The sequence below is a fragment of the Nostoc sp. genome (assembly GCF_036917615.1).
Taxonomy (GTDB): Bacteria; Cyanobacteriota; Cyanobacteriia; order Cyanobacteriales; family Nostocaceae; genus Nostoc.
In genome coordinates this window covers 211,233-223,719 of sequence record NZ_JBALCZ010000091.1, presented here as the reverse complement: position 1 = coordinate 223,719, position 12,487 = coordinate 211,233, and the positions used below count along the sequence as shown (strand labels likewise).

12 protein-coding genes and 1 pseudogene are annotated in these 12,487 nt (G+C 43.1%); 6 read left to right on the top strand and 7 right to left on the bottom strand.

The features are described 5' to 3' along the window. Window positions 1-318: 318 nt before the first annotated feature. Complete coding sequence (locus V7K85_RS33855; protein ID WP_334820689.1) at window positions 319-1,095, bottom strand: ABC transporter ATP-binding protein; 777 nt, start codon at window positions 1,093-1,095, stop codon at window positions 319-321. Between the two features lie 22 nt (window positions 1,096-1,117). Between V7K85_RS33855 and V7K85_RS33850 the strand changes: the two genes are divergently transcribed. Then, the gene (locus tag V7K85_RS33850) at window positions 1,118-1,303 is read left to right on the top strand and encodes a hypothetical protein (RefSeq protein ID WP_334820688.1); all 186 of its coding nucleotides are present in this window, start codon (window positions 1,118-1,120) and stop codon (window positions 1,301-1,303) included. A 261-nt stretch (window positions 1,304-1,564) separates the two neighbouring features. Here V7K85_RS33850 and V7K85_RS33845 read toward each other — a convergent pair whose 3' ends face one another. Further along, entirely contained in the window at window positions 1,565-2,407 is an 843-nt protein-coding gene (locus V7K85_RS33845; RefSeq protein ID WP_334820686.1) for a methyltransferase domain-containing protein, read from the bottom strand. A gap of 146 nt (window positions 2,408-2,553) precedes the next feature. Next, window positions 2,554-3,732: a tRNA preQ1(34) S-adenosylmethionine ribosyltransferase-isomerase QueA gene (gene queA / locus V7K85_RS33840; RefSeq protein WP_442940642.1), complete on the bottom strand. Its 1,179-nt coding sequence runs from the start codon at window positions 3,730-3,732 to the stop codon at window positions 2,554-2,556. A gap of 272 nt (window positions 3,733-4,004) precedes the next feature. On the opposite strand from queA, the gene V7K85_RS33835 reads away from it, so the two are divergent. Continuing rightward, window positions 4,005-4,394 carry a hypothetical protein gene (locus tag V7K85_RS33835; RefSeq protein ID WP_069068139.1) on the top strand — a complete coding sequence of 130 codons (390 nt, stop codon included), beginning with the start codon at window positions 4,005-4,007 and terminating at the stop codon, window positions 4,392-4,394. 70 nt (window positions 4,395-4,464) lie between these two features. On the opposite strand, the gene V7K85_RS33830 is transcribed toward V7K85_RS33835, so the two are convergent. Continuing rightward, window positions 4,465-4,995 (bottom strand): YraN family protein, encoded by a 531-nt coding sequence (locus tag V7K85_RS33830; RefSeq protein WP_334820684.1) that lies wholly within the window; start codon window positions 4,993-4,995, stop codon window positions 4,465-4,467. A gap of 23 nt (window positions 4,996-5,018) precedes the next feature. On the opposite strand from V7K85_RS33830, the gene V7K85_RS33825 reads away from it, so the two are divergent. Together V7K85_RS33825 and V7K85_RS33820 are read left to right on the top strand one after the other, a co-directional pair. Further along, entirely contained in the window at window positions 5,019-5,615 is a 597-nt protein-coding gene (locus V7K85_RS33825; protein WP_334820683.1) for a pentapeptide repeat-containing protein, read from the top strand. A gap of 249 nt (window positions 5,616-5,864) precedes the next feature. Further along, window positions 5,865-5,975 (top strand): annotated as a pseudogene (locus V7K85_RS33820) (IS1 family transposase); the annotation flags it as partial. Between the two features lie 175 nt (window positions 5,976-6,150). Here the strand turns inward: V7K85_RS33820 and V7K85_RS33815 are convergent. Both V7K85_RS33815 and V7K85_RS33810 read right to left on the bottom strand, forming a co-directional pair. Further along, a complete protein-coding gene (locus V7K85_RS33815; RefSeq protein WP_334820681.1) occupies window positions 6,151-7,350 on the bottom strand; it encodes a DUF1624 domain-containing protein in 1,200 nt (399 codons plus the stop codon). Between the two features lie 438 nt (window positions 7,351-7,788). Next, window positions 7,789-9,564, bottom strand: a complete 1,776-nt coding sequence (locus V7K85_RS33810) for an N-acetylmuramoyl-L-alanine amidase (RefSeq protein ID WP_334820679.1) — start codon at window positions 9,562-9,564, stop codon at window positions 7,789-7,791. Between the two features lie 85 nt (window positions 9,565-9,649). Here V7K85_RS33810 and V7K85_RS33805 point away from each other — a divergent pair, with 85 nt between their 5' ends. Both V7K85_RS33805 and V7K85_RS33800 read left to right on the top strand, forming a co-directional pair. Further along, window positions 9,650-11,284, top strand: a complete 1,635-nt coding sequence (locus V7K85_RS33805) for a CTP synthase (RefSeq protein WP_334820677.1) — start codon at window positions 9,650-9,652, stop codon at window positions 11,282-11,284. Window positions 11,285-11,426: 142 nt separating this feature from the next. Then, window positions 11,427-11,849: a hypothetical protein gene (locus V7K85_RS33800; protein ID WP_334820675.1), complete on the top strand. Its 423-nt coding sequence runs from the start codon at window positions 11,427-11,429 to the stop codon at window positions 11,847-11,849. Window positions 11,850-11,851: 2 nt separating this feature from the next. Here the strand turns inward: V7K85_RS33800 and V7K85_RS33795 are convergent, their stop codons facing one another. Continuing rightward, window positions 11,852-12,487 carry a type I restriction endonuclease gene (locus V7K85_RS33795; RefSeq protein ID WP_334820673.1) on the bottom strand — a complete coding sequence of 212 codons (636 nt, stop codon included), beginning with the start codon at window positions 12,485-12,487 and terminating at the stop codon, window positions 11,852-11,854.

Here is a 12,487-nt window from a genome sequence, read left to right as displayed (position 1 = left end):
CGCTTCCTCGTGTCCGCGTACTCCTGCAAAGAAGCGAGCTACGCGGAGCGTCTCGTAGAGAGCGTCTCTGAACTTCTCCCTACAGCCCTTTGGGCATCCTACGGCAGGCGCTAGCTTAGAGACGAATGGGAGAAGGGAGACGCACTGTTAGGTCGGTGGGAATAACAGTTTGAGAGGTTTTTTGCGTAAGTCCTAGCTTTGAAGCGGCGTTGATCATTGCCAAAATAGGTAAAAAGTAAGAAATGCTTGTGATCTTTGAATGAGCAACAACTTGGGGAAAATAATAAATTATTATGAAAAATGTAGAAGACTATGATTTTAAACAGCAGAAATGGCACAAACTTGTAAACCCACTGGTGTGTGAATAATCACTGATTCTACACAGAAGACTTGGGCGATCGCATTTGGTGTCAGAACTTGTTCAGGTGTACCAACTTCCCAAATCTGACCCTGTTTTAATAATGCAATGCGGGAACTATACCGGGCTGCTAAATTCAGTTCGTGTAAAACTGTGACAATAGTTAATTCCTGCTGCTGATTCAGTTCTTTAAGCAGTTCCAAGAGTTGCAATTGATAGTTGATATCTAAAAAAGTTGTAGGTTCATCTAATAGTAAAACTTTTGGTTCTTGCGCTAATGCTAAAGCTAAAAAAGCCCGTTGCTTTTCACCGCCGGAGAGTTGTTCGACTAAGCGATCACTCAATTTTTCTAGTTGCGTTTTTTTAATTGCAGCTTCCACTTTCACCCAATCTTGGGCGTTTAATTCCCATTGCCACCAAGGTTGATGTGGTGTGCGTCCTAAACTTACTAATTGTCGCACTGTTAAGCCCACGGGAACCGTTTGTTGTTGCGGTAATAATGCCAGTTTCTGTGCAACTACATTTGCGGGTTGAGAGTGAATTGCTTTGCCATCAAGTAGCACTGTTCCCTGCTGTGGGGAGAGAATACGACTCAGCAATTTGAGTAAAGTAGATTTACCTGAGCCATTAGCACCAACTAAACTCAACCATTCTCCTGTTTGCAGAGTGAGGTTAATGTCTTGAACAATTGGTACTAAGGTGTAACCGCCTGTGAGGTTTTGCAGTTCGAGTGGCATTTAAAAAATTCAAAAATTAAAAATGAGAAACTTAATTGTACAGGATTTGAGTGAATTATTTAGCATCCTTATACCCAGTTTAATTTCAATAGACACATTTTCTAAGTCTTCAACGGTTAAGGGAATTAAAATATTAGCGATCGCTACTGCGGAAATTACTCAAATGAGAAATAAAAGTGCCGTTTGCTTGCCCAAAACACTAGAATGAGTGCGTGATCTACCGAAATCAGAAAGCAATCAAGCATTTTGAGTAAGCAATATGCCTTTTTGCTTACTGCAAATATCAAAATGAGAAAGCAATTGGCATTAAACTGCCTCTACAACCTGTGGATGAGAGTAATACTTTAGAACGGTTTCCACTTTGTCCCCAATCCATCGGGCGACTTTATCAGGAGACACCCCTTCACTAATGCCCAGGTAGCAAAGGTTTGACGTGTCGGGTTTAAGGTAGTAGGGCAGCCGTGCGTCCTTACTTATTGCCGCACAATAAGCCAAATCGAATTAACCCACGCTGATAACCGCGACGCATTAATCCCAGTGATAATGCCCCTTGAATGGTAGTCCAACCAGCATTTAGTAAGCCCCAAAGCGCTTGGGGAGTGAATGCAGAATCAATCACCACATTCCAAAAGGGGGCGACGGCGGTTGACCAATCGGCGGTGCGGATATTATGTAATGGTAGTTGATATGCGATCGCTTCGTACTCTGGCAAAGAAATCACATAAGGCAAACAATACACCCGATAAATATCCTGCAAGTGTTTTTGTTCATCTGCCGTTAGTGGTGACTCATCAATTGGTCGATGACACCAAGTCACCATAATTAACTTGCCACCAGGCTTTAATACTCGGTAGCACTCCTGGAGAAACTTCTTCTTATCTGGCATATGTTCACCGCTTTCTAGCGACCAAACCAAGTCAAAAGAATCGTCAGCAAAAGGCATTGTTTGAGCATTTGCGACTTGGAACTGTGTTCTCAGACTCAAATTAGCCTCCAAGGCGCGTTCCGTTGCTCTGGCGGCTTGCACAGGACTCAGTGTAATCCCTGTAGCCTTAGCCTTAAACTTTTGTGCGAGGTATAAAGAACTGCCGCCAATGCCACAACCCACATCTAGGATATTTTCTGCTGCTTGTACCTCTGCCCACTTGAGCAGTTCTTCAATTAAATCAATTTGAGCCTGACGGCGGTCTTTTTTCTGGGTACCGTCCGCACCATAGTAGCCGTGGTGCATGTGTTCGCCCCAAATCTGTTCCCACAGACCAGAGGAAGCATCGTAAAATTGCTGAATTTGCTCGTAAAGTGTTGCACTCATGAAAAAAGCAGTGTTAAGACAAAGCCGAATTTAAAAAAAACATACAGATAGGCTAGCATGTGTGTTTTTAATTAAAATAGGGTCTTTTGGTTCGCAGCAGGAGATCGGAGATAGGAGCGGAGCCGGAGACGCTCCGCTCTTAACTCCTAACTTTTAACTCCCACAGCTGACGGCAAAATTAGCATTGCATCGCCGAATGAATAAAAGCGATATCCAAAAGCGATCGCTTCGTTGTATATATTTAATAACCGTTGTCTGCCAATTAGCGCACTTACCAACATCAGCAAACTGGAACGCGGTAGGTGAAAATTGGTAATTAAACCATCAACCACCCGCCATTGGTAGCCGGGATAAATAAACAAGTCTGTTTTACCGCAAAATGGTTGTAAATTCCCAGATTGAGCCGCCCCTTCTAAAGCCCGTACTGCCGTTGTTCCCACAGCAATAATCCGACCGCCAGCTGCTTTAGTGGCGCGGATTTGCTCTACTGTGGCGGCGGGAACTTCAATCCATTCTTCATGCATGTGATGGGTAGTTACGTCCTCTACTTCCACAGGGCGAAATGTGCCTACACCAACGTGCAGCGTTACAAAAGCTTGATTGATTTTGCGATCGCGCAACTTTTGTAAAAGTTCTGGAGTAAAATGCAGTCCGGCTGTCGGAGCTGCGATCGCTCCTGGCTGTTGGGCATAAACTGTCTGATACTGATCATCAGCAGCTTCTGAGGCAGTGATGTAAGGTGGTAGCGGTACTTCACCAAATACCTCTAACAGTTGCACCAAAGACTTTCCGTCTGGCAGATCAAATTGCAACAAACGCCCCCCAGTTGCTGCGTCTGTTTCTAAAACCGTAGCTGTGAGTTGGGGACTCTTTACTGTATAGGAATTTTCCCAATCCCCAATCCCTAATCGCTGATCTTTAATCCCCAATTGCCTGACATCAAAAATAATCTTCGCTCCCTGTTTGAAGCTTTTTCCTGGCTTAACTAAAGCTAACCAACAGTTATATTGCCGTTCTTCCAACAGCAACACCTGGATTTTAGCACCAGTGAATTTATGACCATAAAGCCGTGCTGGAATAACTTTTGTATTGTTCATAACCAATAAATCACCAGAGCCAAGCAGTGCAGGCAAATCATGGAAAATGTGGTGCAGGGGTGCTGTTTGGGTGCCAGTAGTAGGAGAATTAACCACCAGTAACCGCGAACTATCTCTAGGAACTACTGGGTTTTGGGCAATGAGTTCTGGAGGTAGTTTGTAGTCATAGCTAGCAACCGAGCAATCTAATTCAAAATCTTTTTCTTGTGGGCTAGAGGTGTCTTTCAAATTGGCTTGTACTAGTTTTTGGTTTATTTAGTATTTATACTCACTTAAAAAAGCTGGTTTGAGCTTTTCCTTATAAAGGAACTTTAAGGCATCTTCGCTCAATTTCTTCGCTAGGCTATAACATTGATACTATTAAGTAACACGGAAAAATTAACATAAAATTTGGGTAAACCTCCCCATCTAAAAACGGGGGCTTTTACCCTACCGGGAACAGGCACTGATTGACGAAGATAGATATGTAGGATTGGCTTTGATCCCAAGCACCAACAAACATGGAATATTTATACTATCTGGCAAATGCCAGTCTAACCCTGAGGGTCGTTCAACACCTCCACGCTAGACCCCAGACACCAGTTTCGTTCGTCACCGTAATTCATCAAATTGATGGCTGGGTGGTTAGGATCAAACTCAGAGGTCAAGTCTCGCCCCAAGAAGATGGCGACTTTCGGGCTTTTTTAAATGAATTAGGAATTAGCTACGAACCGCCAATGAGGGTGCAAATGGCACTTTGGAGTTTGGAAGCGGGACAGTGCCCTGTGGACGTTATGCGTCGCTATCAGGTAGCGATCGTCTCTCATGGTAGCCCAGAGAGAGATGAAATCGAAGCGTTCCGGCAACAGTTTGTCCGGGGCTTAGGCTATTGTCCAGAAACTTTGGCGTGACACTATTTGGTTATAACGCCACTACAAAATGATTGGTCATTGATAATCAAGATATTTTATCCATTACCAATTAACCATTATCAATTGAAGAATCGAAAGCTGCTAGAATGTATTCTTGCAGATTAAACTTGTATCCGGCTGCTGATGAAGTAGCTAGAGCTGACTGGGTTGCTGTAATCGCAGTCAGATTTTTTGATATCCTTTGACAGTAGACAATAGCAACATCAAATCGGCAAGAATAATCTGCTTTCTCAGGATACTGAGCTAAGAATATTCCAGCTGTCCGCCAGATTTTTGCTTGCTTTTGTAAGGTGATTGCACTTCTTCCCCCTGCATCCCAACTACCTGAACTGCGAGTTTTGACTTCAACAAATGCCAATATTGAGTGCTGAGTTTTGAGTTCTCCTACTGCTTTTCTGCTATCCTGCTCCCCTGCTTCCCCTGCACTTCCATCATATTGGGCGATGATATCGATTTCTCCCCAGCGGCTAGAAAAGCGGCGATGGAGAATTATCCAACCTGTAGATTGCAACCATTGGGCTACTAGGTCTTCTCCTAAATGACCAATATCTGGATAATGAGATGGAGGAAGGTTAGCCATTGACTAAAAATATCATGAATTCTATGAATTCTAGGTTAAGCGATGCCTGCGGCGGGCTGCGCCTACGCACAGCGGGTTCTACACTCGACTCATCCCGAACAAAACTGGGGTTGAAGCATAAAACAGACCATCACATTTGGGCAATCATACTCAGCTTATTCCTGTGGGGAATAGTTGGCATCACCGCAACCGTAGGTTTTGCTCCAACAGCTTTGGCACTCGAATATAATAAAGAAATTTTGGTCGATACTGATTTCTCAGGACGTGATTTAACAGATTCCAGCTTTACCAAAGCTAATCTCCGCCAGAGCAACTTCAGCCACGCTAATTTGCGCGGTGTCAGTTTCTTTGCAGCAAATTTGGAGTCTGCGAATCTAGAGGGATCTGATTTGAGAAATGCCACTTTAGACTCGGCTCGTTTAGTCAGAGCAAATTTGACAAATGCACTGTTAGAGGGTGCGTTTGCTGCTAACGCCAGATTTGATGGTGCAATCATTGACGGGGCAGATTTTACCGATACACTGCTGCGTTCCGATGAGCAAAACAAATTGTGCAAACTTGCCAAAGGAACTAATCCGATTACAGGACGAGATACACGTGACACATTGTTTTGTCCTTAGTAAGTAGAAGGCAGGAGGCAGGGAAGTCGCCCACGAGGAGCGGGGTTTCAACCTTCCCTGATGAAAATTTACTGTAAAGGACTTCCAAAGAATAAATTACTCAAAAAAAATTAATAACCCAAACCTAAACAGTAATGATAGTCCGGATTTCTCACAATTGAGAAATCCGGACTATCATTAATACTTTTTTGACTTGAGATAATTATCAATATCTTTAATCAATAAAGTAACCCAAATCACGATGAAGCCTGGTCATTTGTAGGTAGTAAAAGTAATAAGCAGTGGATTTGGTTAGCTTTAGATAAAAGAACAAAAGAAATAGTTGAAGCTTACATTGGCGATGCCTACGGTGGTCACTGAGCCTGTCGTACCACTTCGTGGAAGCAAGCTACGCGCAGCGTCTCGTAGAGAAGTACGGCAAGCTACGCAGTGAAGAAGGTGCTTTGTAATTGGGTGAAAACGAGAATAAGAGGCTAAGTATGTAGTATCTCAAACCCTTATCGGCTATAAAAAATTGCTTTTGGCTGACGAATACTTACAAGTATTTTAACCACTTGTTAGGATACTTTGTCTTGTAATTCCTAAACCAACTACAGAGGGGATAAAGCAGAATTATCATAATTATCCAAATATTGTAAATTATTGGTAAATCATATCCATAATCGGCTGGCATTAGACGGGAGACTATAAAGGGCATAATAATTGCTTTTAACCCATATTTAGGTAAAGCCAGCAAGATAGCAGTTAAATGGATGAGCCAAAGGTGAATTATATAAAAAAATAAAGGAACCTGACCGAATACCACTAGAGGTTTAAAAATCCTCCATTTCTGCTTTTCAAACAGGTAAAGCAAGAGCATTGCCAGACCTAGTGTAATTAACAAATAAAGTAATGAAGGTGGATATTTATTACAGTTAATAAACGATAGTATGGTACGGATAAAATTGGTTTGCACTGCCCAAGGATACGGGTCGCCATATATGTTCAAAGCGCGGAGAACTACGAAGCCAGCAATTAAACCCAGCCCCAACCGTCGTAACAATTGCAGCCGAGAAGCTTTTTCCAGTTTAAATACAGTTCCAAACGCATAACCTGTTGCCATTACCCCAATCCAAGGAATCAGGGGATAGCTAATAAAAAAAATTTTATGAGGAAAAGGTGTGAACATTTTTGGCTCATGAAGTACTGCCCACAACCAACCCCATCTTCCTAGTTGTTCAACATGGATATTATCAAATAGATTGTGTCCACCTATGAGCAAAATTCCTAGTGCAGCTATTAGAGGAATTGGCATTCTAATTAATGCTGCTAAAACGACCATTGACCAACCAAGTGCCCATAATACTCCCGCTGCCAAAAAAGAGTAGGTTGGGTCAAATAGCCAGCCAAAATGTACCACTGTTAACTCTATAAATACCAACCAAAACCCACGAATTATCAGATAGCGCGAGAGTTCATGCTTACTTTGTGGTCGTCTCCCAAAGTAAAGATAGACTGCAACCCCAGCCAGAAATATAAATGTGGGGGCGCACAAATGAGTTACCCAACGAGTGAGAAACAGAGGTACGTTTGTCTGGGTCAAGTCTGTAGGGCGGAAGCGAACATTAGTTAAAAAATCTCGCAGATGATCTAGCGCCATTAACACCATCACCAATCCACGCAACATATCTATTGATATGATTCGCTTAGTTCGTAACTGTTTAGTACTAGGAGTTTCATTACTTGAAAAACTCATATTTTATCTAGATTTCAAGTATTTGTTTTCATTTGACTCATTTTTGCACTTTAATACCCCATCTTTCTCACTACCTGTGACTATGTGTCTTTCGAGAACCGACCGCGAACTTTTAGCTGGCGGCGTGGGGAAGGCGGACGCAATACATCAGTCGCGAAGTTTGCTCGGAACCTTATCGGCACAGCCCTACAATTACAAAATCTGGGAATCCAGCACAGCGGTAGCCCCAGGCAATTATTTGAAACTTACGGCGATCGATCAAAACTATTGCGAAAAATATGCTCTGACTCCTGCTGTATAGAACCCATTTAGGATCTATACACTTAAAAGCCAACGATAGTAAGAAAGCTGATTATTCTACTATCAATTTTTAGGGGGTTAGCGTGATAGCAGGTGAGACGAATTTTGCAAGAATGTCTCAAATGGCAGTAGTTGAATCTACCGAACACTCATAAACCATTCTGTAATCCCTTGAGCGATCGCATTTGCTATCTTTTTCTGTTCCTCTGGGTTCACCACCTGCTCAAATTCATCAGGATTGCTCATAAAACCCAATTCCAGCAACACTGATGGCGCAGCCGTTGGACGTGTCAGCGCCAAATTATCCCAAAACACACCATAGTCAGGTCTGCCGAGTTTTTTGATCACATAGTTGTGTAAAAACATTGCGAGGTTGTGGGCTTGGGGTTGATACCAAAAAGCGGCGAATCCCTTGGTTTTTTCGGCATCGCCATCATCGGGTAGTGAATTGTGATGTATAGAAAGAGCAATGCATGGTTCTTCTTGACTGATAATTGCCTGACGTTCTGCTAGGGAAACCTCTTTATCATCCTCCCGCGTCATCACCACCGTTGCTCCTTCCTTCACCAACTCGTCGCGCAGCAACTTGGATACCACCAAATTCACATCTTTTTCTAAATATCCAGTTGGGCCACTGGCACCAGATTCTTTACCGCCATGCCCCGGATCTAGTACAATCTTGAGATTAGCTAAAGGCTTTCGTCTTGTGTTCCCAATTTTAGGCGGATGACGCAAAGCCAAAACCAGGGTTGTACCGTCGTATCTCAGCTTATATCCCCACTGTTGAGCTTTTTTGAGGTTAAAGGTGTATTCTACTTGTTCTGGAGCCTTCTGTTGCCAATCTAAGCGAGAAATTATGGGGTCATCATCCAGGCGAATAATGTCCGTTTGGGCAGTAGTATTGTAGAGAGTGAGAGTGAGAGCCTGCTCAGTTTGTTGCACGCTCACAGGTACGGGAACTTGTAAGGGGAAAACTATCTCTGTCGCACCAGGGAGTTGACGGTATCCGACACTGCGAATTATTGTCTGTGGCGGAATTGCACCAGGTAGAATGCGGGTTTCCTGACTATTAATCCAAGCGCCATAGTCTAGGCGCAACCATTCACCTTCCCTACCTGTAACTGTTGCGTGTGTGCCTTTGGGCAGTGGTGTGAGTCGAGAATAATCGGTGTTCGGGCCAGTGCGAGCAACGCCTGCGTCTGCTGTTACCTCAGCAACTGGCAACTCTGCTCTTGAGAGGATTTGAATCTTACCAGATCCTGGTTGAGTTATCGTCTTGCCATTGAGTGTTAGTTGAAACTGAGGTTGTCCCAGATCGGCGGCTGTTGCCACTGTGGTGCAACCTTTATAATTACCTACGCTAGACTGGGCATAAGGCTGATTTTGTCCTGTCAGAATTGCCAAATTACTTGGTAGTTGTGCCTGTTGAGGTTGAGGTGAAAGGGCAATAGTTTGATTAGCCAACTTGACAGAGACATTGGCGTTAGGGGGTGCGACCCCTTGAGGAAGTTTCGCTAACGCGCTAAAACAAATTAGTTCTCCTGGTAGTCTGGCAATGTCAGCCGCGGGAGTCAGGGAATCTTTAGCAAAGCCTAAACCTTGTGGTAGTTCAGCGCCAGTGGTAAGCCTTGTCACTTTAATCTGGAGTTCTTGATTGTCGTGACGCACAGTAAAAAGATTCTCTCCCAACTGCAAGGGGAAACTAGGGGAAAAATGACCAGCTTTGCTGCGGGTAATTGGCTTACTATTGATCAAAACCTGACCATCTGGTGGTGCAGTGCCCAGAAAGAAGATTTTTTGGGCAGTTGTCTGGTAGTTTGTCTGGGGAAAAATGACTATAAGAGATGGCTCTGCCAATGCTACGGAGGATGTAAGAATACAGCCTAATATTACTAATCCTAAGAGGTTTTTCACGACAAAATCACAGAAAATTACACCACAACAACTGTGGCACAATGACGGGATGTATTTTTAGAAGTTGTTAGAAATTCAAACTACTATGACTAAGTTTATCTTTGTAACTGGAGGCGTAGTTTCCAGTATTGGTAAAGGCATTGTAGCAGCAAGTCTAGGACGTTTGCTCAAGTCGCGCGAATATTCCGTGTCGATTCTCAAACTCGACCCTTATATCAATATCGATCCTGGTACGATGAGTCCCTTTCAGCATGGGGAAGTATTCGTTACCCAGGATGGTGCGGAGACAGATTTAGACTTGGGGCATTACGAACGCTTTACCGATACCTCAATGTCGCGATTGAACTGCGTTACTACTGGCTCGATTTACCAGGCAGTAATCAATAAAGAGCGGCGTGGAGACTACAATGGCGGCACAGTACAGGTAATTCCTCATATCACTAATGAAATAAAAGAGCGGATTCTACGAGTTGCTAAAAGTACAAACCCCTCTGTTGTGATTACAGAAATCGGCGGTACGGTGGGAGATATTGAATCACTGCCGTTTTTGGAAGCAATTCGCCAGTTCCGCAAAGAGGCGGGACGGCAAAATGTGCTGTACATGCACGTAACGTTGGTGCCGTGGATTGCCTCTGCGGGTGAGATGAAAACTAAACCAACACAGCATTCAGTTAAGGAACTGAGATCCATTGGCATTCAACCAGATATTTTAGTTTGTCGGAGCGATCGCCCCTTACCCAAGGGATTAAAGCAGAAATTGTCTGGATCTTGCGATGTGCCCGAAGAATGCGTCATCACTTCCCAAGATGCCAAAAGTATCTATGAAGTTCCGCTGAATCTAGAATGGGAAGGAATGGCAGAACAAGTGCTGAACTTGCTGCAAATGGAACAACGTCAACCAGATTTGACGCAGTGGCAAACCTTGGTAAAACGCTTACATAGTCCCAAGCACGAGCTAGAAATTGCTATTGTCGGTAAATATGTGCAGTTAAGTGATGCCTACCTATCTGTAGTGGAAGCACTAAACCATGCTGCAATCTCCACTTATGGCAAACTGCGCCTGCGTTGGGTGAACTCAGAAGATTTGGAAACTGAACCAGCCGAAACTCATCTTGAGGGTGTCGATGGCGTAGTTGTGCCAGGAGGTTTCGGTATTCGGGGAGTGGATGGCAAAATTGCCGCCATTAAATACGCGCGCGATCGCCAAATTCCCTTTTTGGGTTTATGCCTGGGAATGCAATGTTCTGTGATTGAATGGGCCCGGCACGTAGGGGGATTAACAGATGCTAATAGTGCTGAATTTGACGCTTATACAACTGATCCGGTAATTAATTTATTGCCAGGACAGCAGGAAGTAGTCGATTTAGGGGGTACAATGCGCTTGGGACTATATCCTTGTCGTGTTCTTCCTGATACTCTGGCTTTCAAGCTCTATCAAGAAGATGTAGTTTATGAACGACATCGACATCGATATGAGTTCAACAATGCTTACCGCGATCTGTTATTAAAGTCTGGGTATGTGATCAGTGGTACTTCTCCCGATGGACTCTTAGTTGAAATTGTGGAATTACCCAAGCACCCATTCTTTCTTGCTTGCCAATTTCATCCAGAATTTCAATCACGCCCCAGTACCCCTCATCCCTTATTTAAAGGGTTCATTCAAGCAGCGATCGCTCTTTCTCTTTCGACATCTGGCACACCAACGCCATTGGAGGTGTGATAACAATTCAAAATTCAAAATTCAAAATTCAAAATTCCTTTTTTAGATTTTGAATAGGCGCACAGCAACATTAACTTAAAGCTTCAGTAGAATTGGACATACAGGGTGCATCATTCGTAAATTTCGGACTTGAGGAGATGTTGTGGCGTACTGGGTGAAAATCCTTTACGAGAGGAGAGAATATGTAGTTAATTTTGAACGTGTCCATGCTTTTTGTTATGAGCTGAATGGCAGGGTTACTTTTTGGTTACCCGATAGTGCCATTCCGATAGTGATTAACCCGCAAACTAACTTGGAAGATTATCAAAAAATTCTCGATTATTTAGAATGTGTGACGGGATTGGAATTAGATCATGCTCACTGGGTGAAAATTCTTTACGAAAAAAACGAATATGTAATTAATCTCAACTGCATCAGTTACTTTTGTCATGAACCGAACGGCAGGATAACTTTTTGGTTGCCAGATGGCACTATGCCCATCATCATCAACCCTGTGAGTAATCCCGAATCCTATGAAAAAGTCGTGCAATACGTTAAGAAAGCAACAGGATATTTTTTGTCTTAGTATTAACTAATTATTTTGAGAATTAATTCTCCAAGGCGCTTCAATATACTGAGTACTTGGTGTAGTTCCGAATCACGTTCAATTGAGAGCGCATAAGATCGTGCATACCAAAGATGTTCTTGTTGAATCAATTTGACAAAAACAAATTCCCTACCGTTGATTAGTAAACCAAAAGTCGGTTGTGCAGGATTTGGACAATCAAGCATATAAGCAAGTGCTTGAGGTAGGGCTGTCATCACATCAAATTTACTGCTTTTAGATTCGATCACAAGTACCCAAAAACGTTTTTGGATGACAAGAACATCAATGTTTCCTTTAACGATAATGCTTTCGTCTTCAGCAGAAATCTCAACAGAAGTCTCGGTTTCAATCTCAAAAGGAAGTTGATAAAACCCAGCTAAATCGAGTAAAGGAGACAGCACTACCATCTTTACCGCCTCTTCTGATATCAGACGGTGCTTATTCAAGTTTAAATAGTTGCTTTGCACTCGCGCGATCGCTTGCTTTTCATTATCAGTCAGAGTTGGTAGATTTTCTGTCCATTCTGTAAAAAAGTTGGTGTCTGTGGCAAGCTGCAAACCAAATTTTTCTTCTAATTCGTAAAGACTAATGTCTCTAGCTGGGATTGTTTGAACCAT